A 24,059-nucleotide genomic window follows, 5' to 3' on the forward strand; every position below is an offset into this window, starting at 1 on the left:
GGGAGTAGGGAGTAGGGAGTAGGGAGTAGGGAGTAGGGAGTAGGGAGTAGGGAAAATTGATATAGCACTACGCATTAAAATGTTTGAGATTCCTAAACTCCGAAACTTAGTCATAGCTTACTTTTGACTTCTGACTTCTGACTTCTAACTTGCGCGGGTGTTTTTTTCTATGGATGTTTATGATTCCCAATCTGATTCCCAAATCGTTACCTACAGCCCTGCTTACACTTTGGTTCCCACTTACGAATGCTTTAATCGCTGTAGCTACTGCAATTTTCGTGCTGAACCGGGTAGCAGTCCTTGGTTGACTTTGGAGGATGCGGAAAATCAGTTAAGGTTGCTTCAGTCTCAGGGTGTTTGTGAAATTCTGATTCTCAGTGGTGAGGTTCATCCTAGGTCTTCAAGGCGCAAGGCTTGGTTTCAACGAATTTATGATTTGTGTGACCTGGCTTTGTCTCTGGGATTTTTGCCCCATACTAATGTTGGACCGTTGAGTTGGGAGGAGATGGCGGCACTCAAGCAGGTGAATGTATCTATGGGGTTGATGTTGGAACAATTAACACCGGAGTTGCTCAAAACTGTTCACTGCTATGCTCCGAGTAAGATACCAGAGGTTCGACTACAGCAGTTGCAATGGGCGGGAGAATTGGGGATTCCCTTTACGACCGGTTTGTTGTTAGGCATTGGTGAGACTGAGCAGGATTGCTGGGAAAGTTTAAATGCGATCGCACAAATTCATGGTGAGTATGGTCATATCCAAGAGGTGATCCTGCAACCTTACAGTGAGGGCACTACAGAAATGTTTCATAGTCAGTCTTTCGGTCTTAATCAGCTGCCAAGGGTGATTCAGAAGGCGCGTCAGATTTTGCCCTTGGATATTACTATCCAAATTCCTCCCAATTTAGTTGATACTGTTGGGAAATTGCCTCAACGGTCTTCTGCTCTATTAGCGTGTTTGGAAGCTGGCGCACGGGATTTAGGAGGAATTAGTCCCAAGGATGAGGTGAATCCCGATTATCCTCATCCCCATAGTTATCGATTGCGAGACGTGATTGAACCAGCTGGCTGGAGGTTACTACCCCGTTTGCCAGTGTATCCTAAGTATGACAGTTGGTTACCTCCGAGATTGCGACGGGTAGTTGAGAGATGGCGGATTGGTGATAGGTAATTGGTAATGGGTAATTGGTAGACCTGTTGAACAGCACTGGAACCAAGATTCCGATAATTTCGTCTGGTCAGAGGTGAAACGATTGACTGATAAGCCTGATGTTAAACAGGAAGTGTGCTCAACAAGTACGTAGCAACTATGTTCTCAGACTTCTCTGGCCAAAATCTCCAAGGTCGCTCCTTTAAGGGTCAAAACCTTACAGAAGCAAACTTTAACCACGCTGACCTTAGAGGTGTAGACTTCACCAATGCTCTTTTAAAAGGAGCGACCTTTAGCCATGCTAGGAGTGGACTACGGTATTACTGGGTCATTATTTTACTGGCATTTTCATTACTTCTGTCAGTATTATCAAGTCATATTTTCTGCAGAACTGGTCATATTTCTCTGAAATTTATGGAATCAGAATCCCCTATTCTTCAGAGTGCGATCGCATCAGCACTGTTAGTCATCTTTAGCATCATTATTATCCGGCGGGGATTTGCCCTGGCGTTAGTGCTGGTGGTTATAGCTGTCGCTGATATTAGCCTGGAAGCTAACATCACCCGTGTTGCTATAGCCGTAGCTGGAGTTGAGACGTTAATGTTAGCTATCGCTGTAGCAATTGGCACAACTATAGCTATCGCCCATGGTGGAATTATACCAGGAATTTTAGTAGTAGCTGGAGCTATTATCGCCAATATAGATATCCATGGAGAAGAAACTTTAGCTGGTAATATTGTAGAAGCTGCTCATTTTTCCTGGGGTTTAGCTGTGACATTCCTAGGGGCTTATGTGGCTAAGCAAGCCTTGGCTGAAGACTCAAAATTTGCTTTTATTCGCTTAATCGCGATTACCTTACCAGCTAAACTAGGCACAAGTTTTCGCAATGCTAACTTAACCGATGCTGATTTCACCAAAGCTACCCTCAAAAGTACAGATTTCAGAAATGCTAACCTCACTCGCACTAACTTTCATCTAGCTACAAACCTTGACCTAGCTAGAGTTAGCAATACTATTTTAATTGACCGAGAGGTTCGGGATTTAGTTGTTACTCACCGAGGTGCTAATCAATCCTATCGGGGACGTAATCTCAAAGGAGCAAATCTAGCAGGTGCAGACCTCAGGGATGCTGACTTAACTGAAGCGGATGTGAGTGAAGCTACCTTTGAGGGGGCTTGGTTGGAACGAGTCAACCTGACTAAAACCCAAGCTTTAACTACTAATTTTAAGTATTCACGGCTAACCGGAGCTTGTTTAGAAGCTTGGAATATTGATAACACCACTCAGCTAGATGGTGCTATTTGTGACTATGTTTATCTGCTCAACCACCAGGGAGAACGCCGTCCTAGTAGTGGCGAATTTGCGACCGGGGAATTTACTAAACTGTTTCAAGAAGTTTTAAATACTGTTGATTTAATCTTCCGCAATGGTATTGATGGGAAAGCGTTTGCTTCTTCGTGGCAAAAAATACAAATCGAAAATGAAGGGAGTGAGCTTGCTATCCGCAGTATTGAAAATAAAGGAGATGGCTGTGTTATTGTCAGAGTAGACATACCGGCTAATGCTGATAAAGCTAAAATTCATAGTAATTTTATTCAACATTATGACTTGGCTTTGAAAGCTTTAGAAGAAAAGTATCGAGCTGAGCTAAACAGTAAAGATGAGCAAATTACTATCTATCGCCAGCATCAAGCGGATTATAAAGAATTATTGGTTCAACTGTTAGCTAGCCGACCGGTCAATCTCAGGGAGACTCAGAAAGAAGCAACGTCAAAATCGGTAAACAGCAAGTTAGTTATTCTCAAAGTTGGTCAAGGTAAGCTCACACAAGGGTTTCCGATTACGCTTCAGATTGGAGCAGAGGGAAGTTTCCCATCGGTAGAATGCACGGGGGTTTTGCCCTCAGCTCCGGAAATTATCCAATCCTATGGCAAATGGCAATCACTCTACCGCAGAGGGCTGAGAACTGGTCTACGGCTAGAAGTGATAGAAACAAAAATTACTAATTTCAGCAGAAAAGAGTTTTTTGAAGCATGTCATGATTCAGCCGAAAACTTGAAAGAAGACCTGAATCGTTGGTTAAAATCTGAGTCGTTTCGCTCGATTAGAGAACAACTCCTAGAAAAGTTAACCACTTCTGATTTAATTCGGGTGATTATCCAAACCGAAGATAGTAAACTCAGGCATTTACCTTGGCATCTCTGGGATTTTTTCGAGCGCTATCCTAAATCAGAATTTGCTTTGAGTACTCCCGCTTATGAACGTATCGAAAAATCTACGTCTACTAAGGCGAAGGTAAACGTATTAGCAATTCTGGGTGATAGCACTGGGATTGATATTCATAAAGACCGGATTTTATTAGAGCAATTACCTGATGCAGCAGTCACCTTTTTAGTAGAGCCAAATCGACAAGAGATCAATGACCAACTCTGGGCGCAACCCTGGGATATTCTATTTTTTGCTGGTCATAGTTGTAGTCATGCTCAGGATGAAATTGGACAGATTTTTATTAATAAAACCGATAGTTTGACCATTCCTCAATTAAAGCATGGTCTGAAAAAAGCGATCGCTCAAGGCTTAACCCTAGCAATATTTAACTCCTGTGATGGGTTAAGTTTAGCAGTGAATCTCGCTGATTTACACATCCCCCAAATGATTGTGATGCGGGAGCCTGTGCCAGATCAAGTAGCACAAGCGTTTCTGAAAAACTTCCTGGCTGCCTTTGCTAGTGGTAAGCCATTCTATTATTCCGTCCGAGAAGCCAGGGAAAAGCTCCAAGGTCTAGAAGATGAGTGTCCTTGCGCTACTTGGTTACCAGTGATTTGCCAAAACCCAGCAGAAATTCCAGGAACTTGGCAAGATTTTCGCAACGCTATTGGAGACAGCTAATCCCCATGAGCAACTGCATTGCGATTCGGGTGCATCTCCTAAAAGCTGTTTGACCCTGTTGGGGAATTTTTTCAAGTTTTGTGAAGACAGTGAACATTTATGACTGATGAGAGTTTACTATATATAGGGCAAGTAAAACCAAAAGCTTAGGGTGTCCTAAATTCATTTTCTACCGACGAGGTCACCTCATCGAGTCTTTGTTGGAGAATATTAGTTTTGTCCCAATCTTAAGCCGTAGCACTTGTCGATCATCTACCATTATCTGATCAGAGACAATAAACAATGAAAAAGTGGATTGGATTACTACTGGCCTTTGTAGCCGTGCTGACAATGATGTTAACTGCTCCAGTAGCAGAAGCTTCTCCCACAGGTGGCAAGGTAGCTTTGCAAGCTGATACAGGGAAATGGTTTTCTCGCTGTCGGCGGTGTCAAGAAACTATAGGAAATAACCCTGATACTGTCACAGTCCATATTGACTTGCCTACTAACAATAAGCCTTACGCTCAGTTTGAAGTCATTGATGTGGGCGGAGGTAAGATTGCCTTGAAGTCAGACACAGGAAAGTATGTAGCGCGCTGTAATGGCTGTGTTTCAGGAGGTGCAAAGCCAGACTTTCTAACTATTCACGTTACTAAACCTTGCGTACCATATGCACAATTCACTCCAGAGTTGCTAAGCAATGGTAAGTATGCTCTGAAAGCTGACACAGGCAAATATGTGGCACGATGCAATGGTTGCTCACCTACTTCTGCTTACCCAGACACAGTTACGGTTCATGTTACCGATCCCACAAATGCACCTTATGCACAATGGAATATGATTTATATCCCATAGGGTAACTTGCATTCAGAACCGAAGAGTTGTAGGGAAGAGTTGTAGGGTGGGCAAAAACATTTTGGTTATGCGTGAGTATTCTAGATAATAGAATTTTGCCCACCCTACTTTAATTGGTATTTTTTTTACACTAGCTTGATTTTAATAACATGATATAAGATAAAACGCTATAATTTTCAGGCTTTGATCCCAAAAAGCAAGCGCACTATAGCTAACCTTTTGACTACGAATTCGTAACAAATCGCCGTCAAAGCTAAGGTCAAAATTGATAGTACTAAGAACTCAGAGAATACTCCTTGCGGTCTAGGTGTAAAGTAACCAACTATAACTAGGACGACAAGATGCAAAATATAGTACATGTAAGAGCTTCTACTCATATAGGATAGAAAAGGATTGGAAAAAGATAAATATTTTTTAGCTAACCCTAATATGGCAGCCAGCCAAGACCAAGTATTTAAACCTGCCAAGAGAGAATAAACACAATATTGGGCACTTAAAGTCGGTGTCGGTGTAGAAAATGCTATAGGAAAACCAGCACTTAGAATTACTACTATAATTACTGTACTGATGCTCCAGATCAATATCCACCATCGCAAATTACGATCTATAATATCTGTAATTTTTTTATCCATACAAATAATATAGCCGATTATAAACGCTAACAGATTGTAGCTGAAATATGCTAAATCTCCAAACACGTTATAGGGAGGTGAAAAAGTCCAAAAACAACCTATAATAAATGTAGTTGAGAATAATAACCATGGTATTATTATACCAATATAATAATAAATAACCTTGCTTACTATAAGATGCGCCTTTACGTTTTTTAAATATAAAAACAAAGGTAAAGAAATTAATGTAAATAAAAATAAATACCCCACAAACCAAAGATGTTCCCATCTGGGCGCTCCGCCATACCCATTAAAAATAGTGAGAATAAAATAAGGGATATATTCAAATATAAAATGCTTTAAATTCCGATCTTGTATTTCGCTAGGCCAAAAGTAATTCAATATCGGACTTAACAAAAACATAAAACTTATTAGGGGCAGGATTAGTCTTTGTAAGCGCTCTTTTAGATATGAGACAGTACTCTTTTTTTGCAAAGTAATAGCTGCACTATATCCCGATATAGCAAAAAGTAAAGGCATATGCAGTGGCGCAATTAATGCTACATAGAGACTTAACAACTGAGTGGCAACTGAATTCTCAGCAATATTTGAAAATCCTGGAATAAACACCATCATCCAAGCCACATGAAATGGTATTAAGTTTAAAATTACTATGACTCTTAGCCAATCCAAATAAAAAAGCCGTGGTCGTGGGGTAACTAATTTATTGACACTATATATTTGAGGCAAATTTTCAATATTAGACATTATAGTTCTGGCTATTTAAAGGGATGTTTCGATTATAAATCACTGATAATTATTTCTAAAAAAAATAGTACTTAAGTTAAATTTAAAATGTTTTATAGGCAAAATTTGTTAAATTGAGTATTTACACTAACTACCAAAAATGATTAAATAAAAAGTTTCCGGATAGTAGAAATAAATTATTTGCGTGAGGTATTTTGGTTATCCGTTAGACAGAGGTATGATTTATTTTTTCTTGTAATCATATGCGCGTAGCGCATTAACTGATAGCACCTCAAGTAGCACCATCAGTAGTGCATTAGCACCTCAAGTAGCGCATTAGCGGAATGCTTACCTTAACTATTCTCGAAAACCGCTACAATATCAGAACAACTAGAATCTGATTTCCCTAGAGAAGTACCAAAGATGGGCATTCCAATTAGTATCGAAATCGTTGGGTAATCGCTCCTGAAGACTAGAAGATTGTAGGTAAAGTAGCTCCGGTTTGTTGAGGGGAGTTGGGATTATAGTCCAATCTTTTCTGTTATTAAACTGGCTATGGAGTTTCTCAGTATCTGGTAGCACCGCCGCACTATACTTTTGAGTACTTACCACCTCTGTGACTACATCAAGCTGCCCTAGGACAGAAATCACAATACGATCCAATCGTGGCGCACCTGTCTCAACCTGAAAAGGTCCACTGCCAATGGGCTTCAGCTGAAAGCTTTTTTGATTGTAAGCGTGGCTCGGTACTATACCGATAGTGATCACAGAAGCAATGTAGGGTGGTAACTGAACAAATCCTTGGTTACAGCAACAGCTCATTATCAGAGATCGAACTGAAGCGAGATCAAATCCGTAGCCCAAGGGTATGTTAGAGGAAGATAGGGACAAACACTACAAACCTCATGGCATCTATTCCTAATCCAACTCTGGCAGCTGGTCTAGAAGCTCTCAAACAGGGCAATTACCAGGATGCGATCGCACACTTAGAAGGTGTCTGTGAGATGGAGTTGGATGACTCCATTGTGACGGAAGCCTCTCAATCCCTAGTCGAGGTTTATCCTAAGCATGGTCAACCGGAAAAAGCGATCGCACTTTGCCAACACCTGAGGGAACACCCTGACCCCCAGATACAGGAATGGGCCGCTAAAACTGAGGCTGAGTTAATTACCAAGTATCCTGTTGCTGCTAAATCCCCTACTAATGCCACAGGGTTTACCCCCCTAGAGGATCAGGCGTCTAGCCCACTGAAACTGAGCCGTAAACCAAACCAGACTGCTTCATCGTCTTCCCTATTACCAGTTCCCTACTCTCCCCCAGATATTCCCACCCTCTACACTCCTCGCCCTCGATGGCGCAACTGTGGACGAGCACAGCATTGGCATCCCCTGAAATCTCCCAAGATGGAACGGTTGTGGTTAGTAGCAATCACGGTTGCGATCGCATTTTTTTGGCTACTGCGGGTTCTAGTAGAATTCGCCATGGAAACCATCAATTCCATCTTGGTAGAGTTACCGTGGTTCCAACCCTTCCAATTGTTATACCGTGACCCAACTTTAGCCCTAGAAATTACCTTAGCAATCCTATTTATCCTATCGCCCTGGTTAATGGATGGATTGCTAAAACAGTTTCATGGTCTTGAACCCCTATCCCTAACTCAACTAGCTTCCCGCCATCCAGAATCCGCTAAAGTCATCCAAAAAGTTTGCCGCAAACGACGTCTGCCCTTACCGAGCTTAAAAGTCTTACCCACAGACGCCACTGTAGCCCTGACCTATGGTAACTTACCTCGCACTGCTCGCATTGTAGTTAGTCAGGGATTATTAGACCAACTCAAAGATGATGAAATTGCCAACATCTACGCCGGTCAGCTAGGACATATTATCAATCGGGATTTCATGTTGATGTCCCTAGGGGTACTAATTATTCAAATCCCTTACACCATCTATTGGCAAAGCCCTCAGTGGGCAGAGAAGCTAAAGGAATTACTGCTAGTTAAATTACCTGGTGCTAGCGGATGGTTAAGCGCAATTCTTTTAGGAATTACCGGTACCCTTGCTTCCCTCAGTTACAGCATTTACTGGGTATTGAGCTTACCGTTGCTATGGTTATCTAGAGCTAGGGTTTACTATAGCGATCGCATCGCCATCTCAATCACTGGTAATCCCAATGGCTTGACCCGCGCCTTACTAAAAATTGCCCTAGGGATAAGCGAAGACATCCAAATTTCCGGCCAAACCAGTGGGCTATTAGAAAGCTTTGATGTCTTACTCCCCGTCGGTTATCAGCAAGCCATGGTTATCGGTAGTTTTTCCCCCACCACCCCCTTTGAAGACATCTTAAAATGGGACTGTACTAATCCCTACCGCTACTGGTTAATCATCAACTCTGCCCATCCCCTACTGGGAGAACGGTTACATTTACCTAAGCGCTATGCCCACTTTCTCAAGCTTCATGCCGAACTAGAGTTACCCGCTTTAATTCCTGCCAGTCGCAATCGAGCTGAATTTTTCTCTAAACTCAGCAACAGTTACAAAGCCTTACCCCTGCTACAAAGTACCCTAATTTTTGGCGTAATAATGGGGGCAGCCCTAAGAGGGATACTTTGGATAATTGGTAAACTATCTGACATGCTCGACATTTGGCAGCTAATTTGGCTACATAATGCCAATTCCTTTATCGATGCTTGTATCTTAATTGCCTTTAGTATCAGTGTCTTTCTCTGGATTAATAATTACTTTCCCGACCTTAAACCTACTAATATCGGTACTGACCCCGACTTAGGAGATTATTTCGCTACTAACGCTACTCTACCTCCCGATAGTCGTCCTGTTCTCTTAAGCGGAAAACTATTAGGACGTTCAGGATTACGCAATTGGCTCGGACAAGATTTAATATTACAAACCTCAACAGGTTTAGTCAGACTAAATTACTGTTCCTATCTCGGACCACTAGGTAATATCCTACCTCAACCCACCCGTGTTAGTAATTTAGTTAACCAGAATGTAATCGTCACCGGTTGGTTTCGCCGGGGTGTTAATCCCTGGATTGATATTGAAACCATCAGTATCGAAGACGATAAACCAATTCGCAGCTACTATCCCATTTGGATTACCATTCTCGCCACAGTAGCAGCCCTATCCGGCGCTTATCTGATTTCCCAAGTCGGAGCGTGAAATTATTACGAGGGAATCGGGAATCGGGAATCGGGAATCGGGAATCGGGAATTGGGAATCGGGAATCGGGAATCGGGAATTGGGAATCGGGAAGATGTACGGTGGGCAGATGTAGGGTGGGCAGTGCATCAGACAGGATCAATTACTGGGATCATAGTTGCTAGACACTGCCCACCATCGGATGGGGTTGAGCAGAACGGATCAATCACTGGGATGATAGTTGCTAGAGAATGTTTCATGTTTCTTGTATTCACAACCCAAATCCCAACACTATAGTATGAAAAAACTGTCTCTAATTTTACCATTAGCTATCTTAACTTTTGGCAGTATAGTTGTTAACAGCCAAGAAACCTCCTCACCCAATAGTTACACTCAATCTGTTGCCAGTGAAGTGTTAGGTAGTGGTTATCCGACTCAAGAAAAAAAGGAAATTCTGGAACTTATTCGCCATACCATCAAACCCAGAACAAAACTCCCTACTCATACTCATACCGGCATGACAATTGGAGTAGTAGAGGCTGGCACGTTAACGTTTACTGTTGTGAAAGGAGAGGCTAAAGTAAGGAAAGCTAATGGCACAGAATTAATTCTGCAAGCAGGGCAAACTACACAACTAACGGTTGGAGATTCTCTAGTTGAATCTAGCGGAATGGTTCATTATGGTGAAAACCAAACCAACAAACCAGTTATTCTTTTGTCCGCTTCTCTATTTGATGTTGAGCAACCAAAAACTATTTTAATCGATCCAGAAAAATGAAGAATAACCTGTAAGCGGTCAGCCGTTAGCTGTCAGCGATCATCCGTTGGCCTTGCTCCCGACTCCCGACTCCCGACTCCCGATTCCCGATTCCCGATTCCCGATTCCCGATTCCCGATTCCCGATTCCCTAAAAAAACTATTAAGAAATGTTGCGTAATCTGTAAATATTCGTTACATTTGTTTACATAACTGATTACCCGAGGACCACTACGTCCTTAAGACCTTGAGCTCACAGCCAAGGATAAAGGCACACTGTAAGCGTATTGGCCCTAGGTTTTCTCCTCCCAACACAGCAAGTATCACCAGCCCCTCTCAATGGCTGGTTTTTTTATATAGCGCTATGCGCAAGGCAAGAGGCAAGAGGCAAGAGGCAAGAGGCAAGAAATAACACTGATCTGACGCCCCATCTCTCCACAGCTCCCACACTCCCGATTCCCGATTCCCGATTCCCGATTCCCGATTCCCGATTCCCGATTCCCTCACAACTTTGTTACAAATATTTTCAAAATATGTTATAATATAATGTTTTTTATGTTATAATGAAATTGCCCCAGACGTTAAACGAAACGTTAAACGGGAAGAGCCAGCCTGAAGATATTCCAGGCTGAAGGCTGGCTCTAGGACCCCCTATAACAGGAGATACATTAGATTATGTCCTATGCTGAACGCCTACATCCATGGGTGGTGGTGCGCCTATTGCCCAAGATGCAACGAGTAATTGTTGCTCGGTTCCGTAAGCGATCCGATGCGGAGGGTCATATGCAGGCTCTGAAACGGCTAATGCCCGATGATCAATTTGTGATTATCTTTGATATCGGGGAGCCCATAATTGAAGAAGATTCTTAAGATTATAGGGAGTAGGGAATCCGGAGTCGGGAGTCGGGAGTCAGATCAGGGTTCCCTCTTGCCTTTTGCCTTTTGCCTTTTGCCTTTTGCCTCTCCCGAAAGAGATTATTTACGAATAAACTACCATAACAATATATCCAGAGTAAAAACAAGATACTACCACCATGCCGCGACTGAATCTGATCGCTTCTGATCAAGCTTCTGGAAACCAACAGGCTGCAGCTATCCAAAGCCCTGATCACCTCGATGGGAATGGGAAAACAAATCAGCCTCAATCTCAGCAGTTAGACCCCATGACCGGGGTGACATCAAACCAAATTGAGCTGGATTTGGAAGCAGTGAATCAGCAACTTGCTGAGGCTAGCGCTACCAAAATCGTAGAATGGGCAGCTGAAACCTTTGGTGATGGCTTAGTGATGAGTAGCAGCTTTGGGATCCAGTCAGCGGTCATGCTGCACTTGGTCACTAGTGTCGTTCCAGATATACCAGTAATTTGGATAGATACGGGCTACCTACCGGTGAAAACCTATCGATTTGCCGAGGAGTTGATCGAACGGCTCAAGTTGAATGTAAAAGTTTACCAGTCTGCCATGAGTCCAGCACGGATGGAAGCCTTGTATGACAGACTCTGGGAAAAGAATGATGTAGAATCCCTCAACCGCTACGACCAGATCCGCAAGGTGGAACCGATGCAGCGCGCTTTGCGGGAACTAAACGCAACAGGATGGTTAGCAGGATTGCGCAAGCAACAGACTGACCACCGCAAGACTATGGGCTGGGTTAACAAGCAGGGAGAGCAGCACAAGATTTTGCCAATTCTTAACTGGCACTCTAGGGATATCTATCAGTATCTGACAGCTCATGACTTACCCTATCATCCCATGTTTGATGAGGGTTATACAACCGTCGGTGATTGGCATTCCAGCCGACCTTTATCCTTTGATGATCAGAATGAACGGGATACCCGTTTTCATGGCCTTAAGCAAGAGTGTGGTATACACTTGCCTGAAACTCCTGGTGAAGCTGCAAGTCTTGATTCTAGCTCTCTGTAATAGGGAACAGGGAACAGGGAACAGGGAACAGGGAAGTAGAATGCGATTGACCTTTGGTCACGCTACGCGAACGCTTACCCCATCCGATAGTGTCTCTACAACTAATTGGTAGAACTGGCATCTTGCCAGTTTGCTACTATCACAGATGTGTATCCTTACTGTTCCGATAGTGCTTCTACAACTGGTGGAACTGGCATCTTGCCAGTTTGCTACTATCACAGATGTGTATCCTTACTGTTCCGATAGTGCTTCTACAACTGGTGGAACTGGCATCTTGCCAGTTTGCTACTATCACAGATGCGATTGGCCATAGGCCACGCTACGCGATCGCATACTAGTTTAATAGTGCCTCTACAATCATGCGATCGCATACTAGTTTATAGTGCCTCTACAATCATGCGATTGGCCATAGGCCACGCTACGCGAACAACCTTCAACCTTCAACTTTCAACCCGATTAAACCCTAAGATGGTCACTTGGGATCCCTATCTAGAATCAATCCGTAACACCTACGCCCAAAGGTGGCAAGTTTATACCCTAACCGATGTCGAAGACCGCAAGCGCAAGCAGCAGCAACAGACCCCGATGCTGTTCAACTTTGACCTAATGGTCGAAACCATCAAGTCGGAGCAGCCAGCAAGAGACCAGAATCAAGAAGAAACCGAGCGCTTGCCTGTTCTAGAAGGATTGCGGAAGTATGCTGCTGACCATGTCTTACTGGTGGGACGTCCGGGTTCCGGCAAATCCACTGCTTTAGTGCAATTGCTGGCAGATGAGGGGATACAAGAGAAAATTCCGGTGCTGGTGGAACTGCGATATTACCAGACATCGGTGTTGGAGTTAGTGCGGAATTTTCTCAAGCGCCATGGTGTACTGCTCGACTCTACCGATATCGAAAGACTATTGTTTGAGGGACAATTCTTACTACTGATCGATGGCGTGAACGAGCTACCGTCAGAAGCAGCACGCCAGGATTTGACTCAGTTTCGGCAGGATTACCATAAGACTACCCCCATGATTTTCACCACTAGGGATTTAGGAGTGGGTGGTGACTTGGGGATTCAGAAGAAGTTGGAAATGCAACCCTTGAGTGCAGCCCAAATGTCGGAGTTTGTCCGAAAGTATTTACCTCAACAGGGAGAGCAGATGCTCCAGCAGTTGGGCGATCGCTTACGGGAGTTTGGGCAAACCCCCCTACTCTTGATGATGCTATGTGACCTATTTAAGTCTAGAGGTAAGATACCGTCTAATCTCGGTTTAGTGTTTCGGTTATTTACCGAGTCCTATTCTAAGCAAATCAAGCAAGATATTAAGGTTTCCGATAATCAATCAAGAAAATTTTGGTCAGACCTGCTGCAACAGTTAGGTTTTGTGATGACAACAGGGGATAACCCCGATCAACCCGAGGAGATAAGCGTTGCTATTACCAAGACCAAAGCTGAGGAAATTTTAACTAATTATCTACTTAAGAAAGCTGTTGTCAATCCTAATGTTTGCGCCAAGACTTGGCTTGATGACTTACTCAACTATCACTTGATTCAACAATCAGGAGACTTGATTGAGTTTCGACACCAACTGCTCCAAGAATACTATACAGCCGAATATTTATTGAAGCAATTACCACGTCTTAGTGATCAGCAGCTGCAACAGAACTATCTCAATTATTTTAAATGGACAGAACCTCTGGCTCTGATGCTGCAATTGGTAGACAATCAAAAGCAAGCAAACCGGGTGGTAAGGTTAGGCTTAGATGTGGATTGGCAACTGGGAGCTAGGTTAGCAGGAGCAGTAAAACCTGAGTTTCAAGAACACACTGTGGGGTTGGTGGCTCGGTTAGAGGTTTCGACCTTACTTAAGGTTGAGCTGTTGGGAATAACTGCATCAGACAGAGCCATACCTGAGCTAAGTAAATGCCTGGATGATGACCACTCTGATGTGCGTATTCGTGCGGCATCTGCTCTGGGAGAAATCGGGACAGAAGCCACCATCGACCCCTTAATTAAATTGCTCGATGATGACAACTCTAATGTGCGTATTAGTGCGGCAGATGCTCTGGGAAAAATCGGGACAGAAGCCACCATCGATCCCTTAATTAAATTCGTGGATCATGACGACTCTGATGTGCGTATTCGTGCGGCATCTGCTCTGGGAGAAATCGGGACAGAAGCCACCATCGACCCCTTAATTAAATTGCTGGATGATGACGACTCTTGGGTGCGTATTCGTGCGGCAGATGCTCTGGGAAAAATCGGGACAGAAGCCACCATCGACCGGTTAATTAAATTGCTGGATCATGACTCCTCTGATGTGCGTAAAAGTGCGGCAGATGCTCTGGGAGAAATCGGGACAGAAGCCACCATCTACCGGTTAATTAAATTCCTGGATCATGACAACTCAGATGTGCGTATTAGTGCGGCATTTGCTCTGGGAAAAATCGGGACAGAAGCCACCATCGACCCCTTAATTAAATTACTGGATCATGACGACTCAGATGTGCGTATTAGTGCGGCATTTGCTCTGGGAAAAATCGGGACAGAAGCCACCATCGACCCCTTAATTAAATTACTGGATGATGACTCCTTGGATGTGCGTATTAGTGCGGCATCTGCTCTGGGAAAAATCGGGACAGAAGCCACCATCGACCCCTTAATTAAATTGCTGGATCATGACGACTCTTGGGTGCGTATTCGTGCGGCAGATGCTCTGGGAAAAATTGGGACAGAAGCCACCATCGACCCCTTAATTAAATTGCTGGATCATGACGACTTGGATGTGCGTATTCGTGCGGCATCTGCTCTGGGAGAAATCGGGACAGAAGCCACCATCGACCCCTTAATTAAATTGCTGGATGATGACCACTTTTGGGTGCGTATTCGTGGGGCAGATGCTCTCGGAGAAATCGGGACAGAAGCCACCATTGACCCCTTAATTAAATTACTGGATGATGACCACTTTTGGGTGCGTAGAAATGCGGCAGCTGCTCTGGTAAATACGGTAGATGCTCTGAGAAATATCGGGACAGAAGCCACCATCGACCCCTTAATTAAATTGCTGGATGATCACGACTTTCATATGCGTAGAAGTGCGGCAAAAGCTCTGGTAAATATCGGGACAGAAGCCAGCATCGACCCCTTAATTAAATTGCTGGATGATCACGACTCTCATATGCGTAGAAGGGCGGCAGATGCTCTGAGAAATATCGGGACAGAAGCCACCATCGACCCCTTAATTAAATTGCTGGATGATCACGACTCTTATGTGCGTAGAAGTGCGGCATATGCTCTCGGAAAAATCGGGACAGAAGCCACCATCGACCCCTTAATTAAATTGCTCGATGATGACGACTATTCTGTGCGTAGAAGTGCGGCATATGCTCTCGGAAAAATCGGGACAGAAGCCACTATTCCTAAACTGATTAATCGCCTGAACAACGAAGAATTGGCAGCAACTAATAATAAAAATACTGTTGAGGAAACCATCAAAGCTATTAAAGCTATTCAAGAGCGCTACCAATTCTACAACCCAACCTATTGTCCTAAACCTACTCCCAAACCCGATCCTCCCAAACCAATTACCACTCAAACCATATACATCCTCCACCTCTCGGACCTCCACATCACCACTTCTGACAAAGCTACCCTTTGGTCAAACCAACTCGCCCAAGACCTCAAGCAAGACCTTCAAATCCCTCACCTTGATGCTCTTATCCTCTCCGGTGATATCGCAAATAAGTCTACTCCTCAAGAATACGTCGCTGCACAACAGTTTCTCGACAAGTTCCGCCTAGACTTCCGCCTAGACCCGAAGCAAATTGTTCTAGTTCCTGGTAACCATGACCTCAATTGGAAACTAGCAAAGCGGGCTTATCAGTTATGGGATCTCGAAGACTACGAAGGTGAGCTAAAAGACGGTCACTACATCAAAGTCAGTGAAGAGGTGATTCGAGTCCGAGATGAAACCAAATACCAACAACGGTTTGCCCACTTCAGTCAATTCTATCAAGCTATCAAAACTGAACCCTATCCCCTGGACTATCACCAGCAAGCCATTATCGACCATTTCCCAGAGCAAAACCTGCTGATCCTAGGACTAAACTCCGCTTGGCAACTGGATCACCACTTCAGAGACCGTGCTAGCATTCACCCAATTGCTCTAAGCAACGCTTTGACCGAGATTCGCGGTAACTCAGACTACGGCAAGTGCCTGAAAATAGCGGTTTGGCACCATCCCCTGAATAGTGCTGGAAGCGATAGGATTATCGACCAAGGATTCATCGAACAACTCGCCGTTGCTGGATTCCGCTTCTTCCTGCATGGACATATCCACAAAGCTGAAACTAGCCTTTTCCGTTATGACCTCAATCCATATGGGCGCAAACTTGATGGAATTTGTGCTGGCACCTTTGGCGCACCGACCCTTGAACTAAGATCGGGTTATCCCTGGCAATATAATCTACTGAAAATTAACGGTAATCAGCTTACTGTCCGCACTCGCCGTCTGGAAGAAGCCAATGGTGCTTGGAAAGCTGATTCACGGTGGACTCAGGGTCCGGGAGAAGGTGGTTTGGATTATTATTGCATTAAGTTGTAGGAAGTCGGGAGTCGGGAATCGGGAGTCGGGAGTCGGGAGTCGGGAGTCGAGAATAAAAATTCTCACAATTGCGACATGGATTGCTATATCAGAAATGCTTACGGTTGAGTTCAGGCTATAATCATGGTCTGCGTTAATCTTGAACAGAGGTCAAACCAATGGTAGTTCGGCAACCTCGCTATAGCAAAGAAGAATTTGCTAGGCGTGGAGATTACATCTATCAGACTAAAGTACGCCCTTTGGTTGAAGCAGGCAATCATGGCAGAATCGTAGCGATTGACATTGAAACTGGCGACTTTGAGCTGGCTGATGATATTCTCAGTGCTACAAATGGTTTGTTTGAGCGACTCCCAAATGCCCAGCCTTGGATTGTTCGGATTGGGCATCGAGCTGTTCACCGTTTCGGCGCACGGAGCCTCAAACAACATGTATGATGTACGGTGTGGTAAATACAAACTGTGAGGCAACGATTCGGCTAGTCGTTGGTAATGAAAATGCCCAAAGGCGAGTGATTGACGCTGTTATTGATACTGGTTATACAGGTTTCTTAAGCTTGCCCCGCGAAACCATCATTGCCCTAAATTTGCCTTGGACTGGAGTTGAGCGAGGAACTTTGGGTGATGGTAGCGAAGCCACCTTTGAGGTATATGCGGCAACTGTAATCTGGGATGGTGAATACCAAAGCATTCCTGTCAATGGAACTGAAACTGATCCGTTGGTCGGAATGAGTTTACTTTACGGCTACGACTTGCGGATTCAAGCTGTGGAAGGTGGCACTGTCATAATCGAAGCATTATAATCATTTCCCTGTGTTTCACTATTCCCATCAGGTGAGTGCGATCACAAATGCGATTGACCTTTGGTCACGCTACGCGAACGCATGTCCATACTGTTCAATTCTCCTGACCAACCTGATGTTGTGCCAATAGCTGCTCAAATTCCTCAAGGGATTTACTCTCAAGAGAGATATCAATCAATTGTTTCAACACAGAGATATCTTCTATGGCATTAATCGCTGCCACCAATTCTGGTGATACCGATTCAAAGTGATGTTGTAAAATTTTAACTACTGTCTGTCGCCAAATTTGCCGACATTGTTGAAGTCCTTGTTGAAATCCTTGTTGAAATCCTTTTTCAAAACCCCTCTTCATTGCCCTTTCTTCCACTCGACTAATTAAAGGCATCTGTCTTTCCTCCTGATAACGTTCGAGTTGGGTGCATCTGATTAAAGCTGTTTTACCCGGTGGGTGGAATGGTAATCTTGGTGGAACGGGCATCAGGCGTGGAACGGTCATCAGGCGTGGAACGGGCATCTTGCCCGTGTCCTTACTCTTCAATTTTCCTGACTAACCTGATGTTGTGCCAATAGCTGCTCAAATTCCTCAAGGGATTTACTCTTAAGAGAGTGATCAATCAACTGTTTCAACACAGAGATATCTTCTATGGCATTAATCGCTGCCACCAATTCCGGTGATACCGATTCAAACCGATTTTGTAAAATTTTAACCACTGTCTCTTGAAAACCTTCCCGATATTGTTGAAGTCCTTGTTCCAGACCCCTCTTTATTGCCCTTTCTTCGACTCGACTAATCAAAGGCATCTGTCTTTCCTCCTGATAACGTTCAAGTTCTTGATTCAGCTCCAGTTCTAACTCTTCCGGTAAAGCCATCATTTGGTCAATACACTGGAACAGCTTCACTATATCGTTTTTAGGTAAGCATTCAGCTATCAGCTATCAGCTATCAGCTTTGGATCTGTGGCGACGCTAGAGGAGCAAACCGTTAAGAATACAAGAGGTAAGCCTTGGCCTTGGCCTTTGGGCTTTTACCCAGACTTTCAATTCTCATTAATCTCGAACTATTAAATTCTCCGGTTCAAGGTTTATTTTAAGTAAGCTGACGGCTGACAGCTGACGGCTGAATGCTTACTATTCTTTTTGGCTTTGTACCTCTACATGAATCAAGACCCAAGTTTCATTTCCACCACAAAGCCAGACCTGGAATAATTTATCAGCGATTCGTTTTCCTGATTCAGCTGCACCAACTATCTGCTGTAGCTCTGTATCAAGGGATTTAGGTGTCTGATTCCAATCAATCAGAGTGTGGACTTGGGGAAAACAAAACTGCAAAAATGAATCAAAATAAGCTTGTAATGCTTCTTTCCAAGGATTGTCATAGTCAGCTATGGGTTCGCTCATTTCTATTTTTTACTTCTAGAGTAATTCTAAAAACTATCGTCAGCTATCAGCTATCAGCTATCAGCTATCAGCTGTTCGCAAAGCATGGCCTTTAGCCAACGGTTGACTGATTACAAACCATCGTGGATGTCATGGTAATCAGTGTAGTAAATTGTATAGTATGATAGCGGATTATGGGGATATTAATACTAAAATTACTAAAAGCAATTTCTAGGATTTATAAAATAGGTAAACTACACAAGTTTGTAATTTTAGTAAATAGCTATGCAGCCAGTAAAAAGGGGAGCCAGTTGCTGATGTGACTCCCCATATTCTAAAGTTTCCTGTGTTTAACTATTCCGATCAGGTGACTGGAATTAAAAATGCGATTGACATGCAGGTCACGCGAAGCGATCGCGTATCGAAAAGCGATCGATACTGTCGTTATTTCTGATCAGGCTTCAGCTCCAGTTTTAACTATTCCGATGAAGCTATTATTTGCTCAATTGACTGCTAGTGATTAATCCGATGGTGGGCAGTGGTTACCAACAGCTAAACTACAGCTGCTCGGTGTAATCCACTGCCCACCCTACATCGACACTTATCCCTTAGTTTCGAAACTCATCAAAAAACAACCTACGGCTACCTAGGAATAAACCAGGGCTATTGTCTCCAGTGGAAAAAGCGGTGACTCCAAATAAATAAGAACCACTAAACTCAGGATTTTCCTTAGCTCTAACCGAAACTGTAATGGTTTCACCAGGAGTAACCGGTGGATCAAACACAACAGTTACTTGATCCGAGTTAGACGATTCACTTCCGCCAATATTAGCCAAGGTCAGGGATGAGCCACCAGCAAAAGAATCACCCACAAACGCACGACTCTTTCTCGGATCAAATGTGACTTTCTCGATATTAGTTTGATTCTGGGTAATCGTTACAGCTTGCAAAGACTCTCCAGCATCTTCCGGTAATCTGAGGGTGAATTGGTACGTTGCTGGAACCCTTACTCTAGTGAAGCTCGTAGCTGCCCTAACTAAGCGCGGAGCACGGTTAAATACAGTCTTACGATTACCGATTTCAATCGTCTTACCAGGTAAGCTATAAAGAGTAGTTGGTAGCAATATCCCCAATAAAAAAGCACCAGAGCCTAGAAGACGACCCTTAGTTAATTTCCAACGTGCTATAGTATTAGTCATCTCAATCACCTCTCATCAAGAAAGCGTCCGAAACAAATTTACTGTTTAACAAAAAATTGTTAATTAACCAATACCCTTAGATAAATACTCAATCGTACTTAATCTTAAGGATAAGAGTATTTTATTAAAATTACCTGATATCTCCCTTATAAAACCATAAGAAAACCGAATATAGCATTTTAGTTGAGTTGTGAACATAGTCGCTTAGGCAAAAGGCAAGAGGCAAGAGGCAAGAGGCAAGAGGCAATAACTGTCATCCTTTTTTCCAATTCCTTTGGAAATACTATAGTCACAATCGATCCCAGATTAATCGTTGCTGTTATGCTTTGCGTTATTCCACTTGTTGCGAATCATTATAGCGTTTCTCATAGTAATGAGGTACACAAGATTTTTTCCCTGTTGCCTGTTGCCTGTTGCCTGTTGCCTGTTGCCTACTCCCTACTCCCTACTCCCTACTCCCTACTCCCTACTCCCTACTCCCTACTCCCTTAACGCCAACCAAACCAACGCATTACTGGCACTAGCAGATAATAACTCACCCCTAGCCAAAATCCTTCTAAGATAGCCAACATAGCAAAAAAAGCCATAGGGTGATAGAAATCCAGTTTACCAGTTCTAGAAAAGGAAAAGATATTAACCACAAATCCTGGTGGCAATAAATGAGATGAAACTAGACCCCCAAATACGCCACCAGTTCCTGCTGCCACCACTAAAGCATGAATGAGATTATGACTGGGTAGCCCTAATCCTAGTACCAGGAGCATTACTGTAACCGCAGTAATCCAGATCAGCAACCCCTGGTCAGCTACATCAGAAACCAATAATACCGTAGGTACTGTTGCCTGCCACATCAACCATCCCAGGCTATAACCAAAAATACCCATTATCCCTGCCACTAAAAAGCGCCGCTGCTGACCAAAGCCTCCTGCAGCCGTCAATCCCCAAGCTGTACCTAAGCCAGCCGCCGCAAACAATAGCATTTCTTGCCACATCGTTATTTGCAGCGAAGGCAAGATCATATACAGTTGGTCAGAGAGCCAATTTGTCACTTTCTCCCCAAGACTTGTCCAATTCAATACCATAAACCCAACCGTTGCACAAAAAACTCCCCCAAAAGCTCCGAGGAACATCTCCCAAACACTATCGAGACAGGCTAGTGCGATGGTGATCACTACTGCTAAGAGGAAATGTTTTAGGGATGTGATCGAATGAGTCAACCCTGTCACAGATTGTGTTAATTTAGGGCTAGATAACCCCAGAGCAGCTACCTGATTTCCTTGAAACGAATAGACTGGTGCTGAAGAAGATACTGGTGCTGGCATAGGCTGGTAGCTAGTGCTAGGAGTCATACCTAGGCGCAGATGAATCTCAATGGTAGTTGTTGGTCGTTGTTGGGGTACTACCCTGAGCATTTCATCCAGCAAGTCCGCCAAGTCATGACTTACCACTGCCTGCTCTCGCCATCGAAATTCATCAGTTACTGGGTCTTGTAAATCCTTCAACTCAATACCCGTCAGTAAATGAATCATGGTTCGACTCAGGGCATAGAAATCAGCAGCCGGTCCAATTGCTCTACCAGCTATCTGTTCTGGCGGAGAGTAACCTGGAGTAATCAACCGAGTCGAATCATTCTGAGAAAACTCAGAACCCATACTCAATTGTTTAGCTCCCCCAAAATCAATCGCCACTAGCTCTCCCGTGGTTTGCCGCAGCATTAAGTTTGAAGGTTTGATGTCACGGTGAATCACTCCACAACTGTGCAATACCTGTAAAATTTCTGCTGCCTGGTAGAGCCAGTCCCGCACTAACATCTCTGGACATCCCTGAGGATGATCCATGAGCATTTGCTCCAAGGTTGAACCGTTGATTTTTTCCATCACCAAACAGTGCAGCTCTGGTTGTGGCTCAAGACCTAGATTGACGACAAAATAGCTATCTTGCTCAACTTTGGGAATGCCTGGATGATCCAAACGTTGCAAAACATCTGCCTCTTGCTGAAATAGTTGCAATACCTTCGGTTTAGTATCCAGCAATACCTTCAGCACCTTTTCTGTATTCGACTGCAAATCCCAAACAGTGTATATGTTGGCAAATCCTCCTGAACCTAACAGCTGGAGAGGAAAGTAGCGATTCTTGAGCCTTAACTTTGCTCCACAACCATTGCAAAAGTTGTTATCCCTTGGCTGAGGGTAGGGCGCTGGGCAATTGGGATTAATGCAATGAATTGATTCAGCAACAAATGGATGCACAATACAGCTCAAGAGACATTGTGATTTGATTGTATCGAACTAAGCAATTTTCTGATTAGTTATGAGTCGTTTTTGAATTGAAATTTGAATGAAACGACCTTTAACTTTCTCCTAAGCACCACTGGCCGGAAAACTCCCACCGATAAAGTGAATATCACTAAAGGTTTCGATCCACAGACGAGCTCCACAATCAAGAGGGTGATCCGGTTGATACACAATCCGACACGGACCGAGGATTTCTACCTGGTTGCCATAGGTATTGTCGCCACTTCGTTTTACCGAAATCACTGGCAGCCGCTCTTCACGGCTTTTGTGGTTATTGGAGCCAATCCGATTACGATTAACATTAATCTTGGCTAAAACAGGAGGACGACTTTTACGCCAAGTTCCTTTCGGTCCCCGGTTCTTCTTGGTAATTTGTGGCAGATAGTTGAACAGGGGAATAATCCAGAACTTACCGCTTTTATAAGCTCCTCTAACTCTACCGGAGTCAAGCAATTGCCGTAATCGTCGAGGAGAAATACCCAACAGAGATGCTGCTTCAGTAGTACCAACACACTTGTTCATAAGTTTATTTTCCTCTCACTTCGTTTACTATTCCGATATCAGTATTATAACGAATCATCAAAGAATTGGCAAGGACACAACCCAGATTTAGGTGTTAGGTTTTAGGTGTTAGGTTCTGGGTTTTGGGTTTAGTACTTAATGCTTAGGAGCTAATATCTAATGTCTAATGTCTAATGCTTAAAGAAATAGACCACTAAAGTACTGGACTACTATGGCCACCTATCCCGGAATTTCCAGCGACGCCTTCAAGCACCCCCTTGACCAACAAGCGGAGCAAGCGTTACGCAGTGTCCCTGGTTTTGACTTAGTTTCTCGTAAGTTTGTAGAATTTCTCTACGAGCGTCCCCAGTTTGTTTATCTTATGGGGAACAGTATCCAAGTCGGACCGCGCCAGTATGCTAATATTTATCACTTATTTCGAGAATGTGTTCGGGATTTAGATGTACATCCCGAACCAGCCCTATTTGTTAGTCAAAACTCTCAGGTTAATAGCTATGCTTTAGGTCAAGATAATCCTTACATCGTTGTAAACACTGGCTTATTAGATTTACTGAATGAAGCAGAAATCCGTACAATCCTGGCTCACGAATTAGGACATATCAAGTGCGGTCACACCATCTTAATTCAGATGGCGATGTGGGCAATGAATGCTGCCTCTATGTTAAGTGAAATAACTTTTGGCTTAGGGAATATCGTCAGCACTGGCTTAATTTTCGCCTTTTATGAATGGCGTCGCAAAGCTGAATTATCCGCTGACCGTGCTGCTTTACTAGTGATAGATGACCTGAAGACTGTGATGCAAACAATGATGAAAGTCTCTGGTGGCAGTGCTAAGCATCTACAGGAATGCAGTCTTGATGAATTTATCCGTCAATCAGAAAATTATCAAGAACTAGACCAAGACAGTCTCAATCAAATTTATAAGTTCTTACTGTATAATGGAGGTCTTAATCGTCAATTTCTGAGCCATCCCTTTCCAGTTGAACGCATACACTACCTGCGAAAGTGGGCAAATTCCGAGGAATATCGCCAAATTCGTCAGGGTAATTATCAACGTGTTACCAAAAAGGGAGCAGTTGACGTTGACTCGAATCCACCATCGAACAACTCAGTGAATGAAGCGGAACAGTTGCAGCGTCAAATCCAGGAATTGCAACGGGAAATTAATCGTATCAAGAATAAATAAGAGGGAACAGGGAATAGGGAACAGTGAATAC

General features: G+C 43.6%; 25 protein-coding genes. 15 read left to right on the forward strand and 10 right to left on the reverse strand.

The window, feature by feature from the left end; genetic code table 11:
• Positions 1 to 169: 169 nt before the first annotated feature.
• The 3 genes from cofG (at position 170) to AC4II3_RS14170 (ending at position 4,870) form a co-directional block, all read left to right on the forward strand.
• The gene (gene cofG / locus AC4II3_RS14160) at positions 170 to 1,168 is read left to right on the forward strand and encodes a 7,8-didemethyl-8-hydroxy-5-deazariboflavin synthase subunit CofG (RefSeq protein ID WP_488016895.1); all 999 of its coding nucleotides are present in this window, start codon (positions 170 to 172) and stop codon (positions 1,166 to 1,168) included.
• A gap of 138 nt (positions 1,169 to 1,306) precedes the next feature.
• Entirely contained in the window at positions 1,307 to 4,036 is a 2,730-nt protein-coding gene (locus AC4II3_RS14165) for a pentapeptide repeat-containing protein (RefSeq protein WP_490722830.1), read from the forward strand.
• Between the two features lie 282 nt (positions 4,037 to 4,318).
• The gene (locus AC4II3_RS14170; RefSeq protein WP_488015730.1) at positions 4,319 to 4,870 is read left to right on the forward strand and encodes a fascin domain-containing protein; all 552 of its coding nucleotides are present in this window, start codon (positions 4,319 to 4,321) and stop codon (positions 4,868 to 4,870) included.
• Positions 4,871 to 5,046: 176 nt separating this feature from the next.
• Here the strand turns inward: AC4II3_RS14170 and AC4II3_RS14175 are convergent, their stop codons facing one another.
• Both AC4II3_RS14175 and AC4II3_RS14180 read right to left on the reverse strand, forming a co-directional pair.
• Positions 5,047 to 6,249, reverse strand: coding sequence for an acyltransferase family protein (locus tag AC4II3_RS14175; RefSeq protein WP_488015732.1), 1,203 nt, complete (start codon positions 6,247 to 6,249; stop codon positions 5,047 to 5,049).
• 369 nt (positions 6,250 to 6,618) lie between these two features.
• Positions 6,619 to 7,050, reverse strand: coding sequence for a hypothetical protein (locus AC4II3_RS14180; RefSeq protein WP_488015734.1), 432 nt, complete (start codon positions 7,048 to 7,050; stop codon positions 6,619 to 6,621).
• Between the two features lie 83 nt (positions 7,051 to 7,133).
• Between AC4II3_RS14180 and AC4II3_RS14185 the strand changes: the two genes are divergently transcribed.
• Positions 7,134 to 9,404 (forward strand): M48 family metalloprotease, encoded by a 2,271-nt coding sequence (locus AC4II3_RS14185; RefSeq protein ID WP_488015736.1) that lies wholly within the window; start codon positions 7,134 to 7,136, stop codon positions 9,402 to 9,404.
• Here the strand turns inward: AC4II3_RS14185 and AC4II3_RS14190 are convergent.
• The gene (locus AC4II3_RS14190) at positions 9,366 to 9,533 is read right to left on the reverse strand and encodes a hypothetical protein (RefSeq protein WP_488015738.1); all 168 of its coding nucleotides are present in this window, start codon (positions 9,531 to 9,533) and stop codon (positions 9,366 to 9,368) included. The genes AC4II3_RS14185 and AC4II3_RS14190 overlap by 39 nt on opposite strands.
• A 148-nt stretch (positions 9,534 to 9,681) precedes the next feature.
• On the opposite strand from AC4II3_RS14190, the gene AC4II3_RS14195 reads away from it, so the two are divergent.
• The 3 genes from AC4II3_RS14195 to AC4II3_RS14205 all read left to right on the forward strand — a co-directional run bounded on the left by AC4II3_RS14195 (position 9,682) and on the right by AC4II3_RS14205 (position 11,009).
• Positions 9,682 to 10,161, forward strand: a complete 480-nt coding sequence (locus AC4II3_RS14195; RefSeq protein WP_488015740.1) for a cupin domain-containing protein — start codon at positions 9,682 to 9,684, stop codon at positions 10,159 to 10,161.
• Between the two features lie 265 nt (positions 10,162 to 10,426).
• Positions 10,427 to 10,681 (forward strand): hypothetical protein, encoded by a 255-nt coding sequence (locus tag AC4II3_RS14200; RefSeq protein WP_488012861.1) that lies wholly within the window; start codon positions 10,427 to 10,429, stop codon positions 10,679 to 10,681.
• Between the two features lie 133 nt (positions 10,682 to 10,814).
• Entirely contained in the window at positions 10,815 to 11,009 is a 195-nt protein-coding gene (locus AC4II3_RS14205) for a hypothetical protein (protein WP_488012863.1), read from the forward strand.
• 2 nt (positions 11,010 to 11,011) lie between these two features.
• Here AC4II3_RS14205 and AC4II3_RS14210 read toward each other — a convergent pair whose 3' ends face one another.
• Positions 11,012 to 11,161, reverse strand: a complete 150-nt coding sequence (locus AC4II3_RS14210) for a hypothetical protein (protein ID WP_488012865.1) — start codon at positions 11,159 to 11,161, stop codon at positions 11,012 to 11,014.
• Between the two features lie 141 nt (positions 11,162 to 11,302).
• Here AC4II3_RS14210 and AC4II3_RS14215 point away from each other — a divergent pair, with 141 nt between their 5' ends.
• From AC4II3_RS14215 to AC4II3_RS14235, 5 genes are all read left to right on the forward strand, one after another.
• A complete protein-coding gene (locus AC4II3_RS14215) occupies positions 11,303 to 12,061 on the forward strand; it encodes a phosphoadenylyl-sulfate reductase (RefSeq protein ID WP_488012891.1) in 759 nt (252 codons plus the stop codon).
• Between the two features lie 145 nt (positions 12,062 to 12,206).
• Positions 12,207 to 12,374, forward strand: coding sequence for a hypothetical protein (locus AC4II3_RS14220; RefSeq protein WP_488012867.1), 168 nt, complete (start codon positions 12,207 to 12,209; stop codon positions 12,372 to 12,374).
• Complete coding sequence (locus tag AC4II3_RS14225; protein WP_488012869.1) at positions 12,359 to 16,651, forward strand: HEAT repeat domain-containing protein; 4,293 nt, start codon at positions 12,359 to 12,361, stop codon at positions 16,649 to 16,651. Before AC4II3_RS14220 ends, AC4II3_RS14225 begins: the two co-directional genes overlap by 16 nt.
• A gap of 158 nt (positions 16,652 to 16,809) precedes the next feature.
• A complete protein-coding gene (locus AC4II3_RS14230; protein ID WP_488012871.1) occupies positions 16,810 to 17,085 on the forward strand; it encodes a hypothetical protein in 276 nt (91 codons plus the stop codon).
• Positions 17,082 to 17,450, forward strand: a complete 369-nt coding sequence (locus AC4II3_RS14235) for a clan AA aspartic protease (RefSeq protein ID WP_293102814.1) — start codon at positions 17,082 to 17,084, stop codon at positions 17,448 to 17,450. The genes AC4II3_RS14230 and AC4II3_RS14235 overlap by 4 nt, the downstream gene beginning before the upstream one ends.
• 94 nt (positions 17,451 to 17,544) lie before the next feature.
• Here the strand turns inward: AC4II3_RS14235 and AC4II3_RS14240 are convergent, their stop codons facing one another.
• The 3 genes from AC4II3_RS14240 to AC4II3_RS14250 all read right to left on the reverse strand — a co-directional run bounded on the left by AC4II3_RS14240 (position 17,545) and on the right by AC4II3_RS14250 (position 18,848).
• Positions 17,545 to 17,964 carry a hypothetical protein gene (locus tag AC4II3_RS14240; protein ID WP_488012873.1) on the reverse strand — a complete coding sequence of 140 codons (420 nt, stop codon included), beginning with the start codon at positions 17,962 to 17,964 and terminating at the stop codon, positions 17,545 to 17,547.
• Positions 17,965 to 17,984: 20 nt separating this feature from the next.
• On the reverse strand, positions 17,985 to 18,350 hold the full coding sequence (locus tag AC4II3_RS14245; RefSeq protein WP_488012875.1) for a hypothetical protein: 366 nt from the start codon (positions 18,348 to 18,350) through the stop codon (positions 17,985 to 17,987).
• Positions 18,351 to 18,578: 228 nt separating this feature from the next.
• On the reverse strand, positions 18,579 to 18,848 hold the full coding sequence (locus AC4II3_RS14250) for a hypothetical protein (protein WP_488012877.1): 270 nt from the start codon (positions 18,846 to 18,848) through the stop codon (positions 18,579 to 18,581).
• A gap of 362 nt (positions 18,849 to 19,210) precedes the next feature.
• Between AC4II3_RS14250 and AC4II3_RS14255 the strand changes: the two genes are divergently transcribed.
• A complete protein-coding gene (locus AC4II3_RS14255; protein WP_488012879.1) occupies positions 19,211 to 19,351 on the forward strand; it encodes a hypothetical protein in 141 nt (46 codons plus the stop codon).
• An 84-nt stretch (positions 19,352 to 19,435) separates the two neighbouring features.
• Here the strand turns inward: AC4II3_RS14255 and AC4II3_RS14260 are convergent, their stop codons facing one another.
• On the reverse strand, positions 19,436 to 20,026 hold the full coding sequence (locus tag AC4II3_RS14260) for a DUF2808 domain-containing protein (RefSeq protein ID WP_488012881.1): 591 nt from the start codon (positions 20,024 to 20,026) through the stop codon (positions 19,436 to 19,438).
• A 183-nt stretch (positions 20,027 to 20,209) separates the two neighbouring features.
• On the opposite strand from AC4II3_RS14260, the gene AC4II3_RS14265 reads away from it, so the two are divergent.
• Complete coding sequence (locus tag AC4II3_RS14265; RefSeq protein ID WP_488012883.1) at positions 20,210 to 20,518, forward strand: hypothetical protein; 309 nt, start codon at positions 20,210 to 20,212, stop codon at positions 20,516 to 20,518.
• On the opposite strand, the gene AC4II3_RS14270 is transcribed toward AC4II3_RS14265, so the two are convergent.
• Together AC4II3_RS14270 and AC4II3_RS14275 are read right to left on the reverse strand one after the other, a co-directional pair.
• Positions 20,515 to 22,275 carry a protein kinase domain-containing protein gene (locus tag AC4II3_RS14270; protein WP_488012885.1) on the reverse strand — a complete coding sequence of 587 codons (1,761 nt, stop codon included), beginning with the start codon at positions 22,273 to 22,275 and terminating at the stop codon, positions 20,515 to 20,517. The genes AC4II3_RS14265 and AC4II3_RS14270 overlap by 4 nt on opposite strands.
• Before the next feature lie 111 nt (positions 22,276 to 22,386).
• Positions 22,387 to 22,842 carry a helix-turn-helix domain-containing protein gene (locus AC4II3_RS14275; RefSeq protein WP_488012887.1) on the reverse strand — a complete coding sequence of 152 codons (456 nt, stop codon included), beginning with the start codon at positions 22,840 to 22,842 and terminating at the stop codon, positions 22,387 to 22,389.
• 211 nt (positions 22,843 to 23,053) lie between these two features.
• On the opposite strand from AC4II3_RS14275, the gene AC4II3_RS14280 reads away from it, so the two are divergent.
• Positions 23,054 to 24,028, forward strand: a complete 975-nt coding sequence (locus AC4II3_RS14280) for a M48 family metallopeptidase (RefSeq protein ID WP_488012889.1) — start codon at positions 23,054 to 23,056, stop codon at positions 24,026 to 24,028.
• The last annotated feature ends 31 nt before the right edge of the window (positions 24,029 to 24,059 follow it).

The sequence above is a fragment of the Moorena sp. genome (assembly GCF_982860115.1).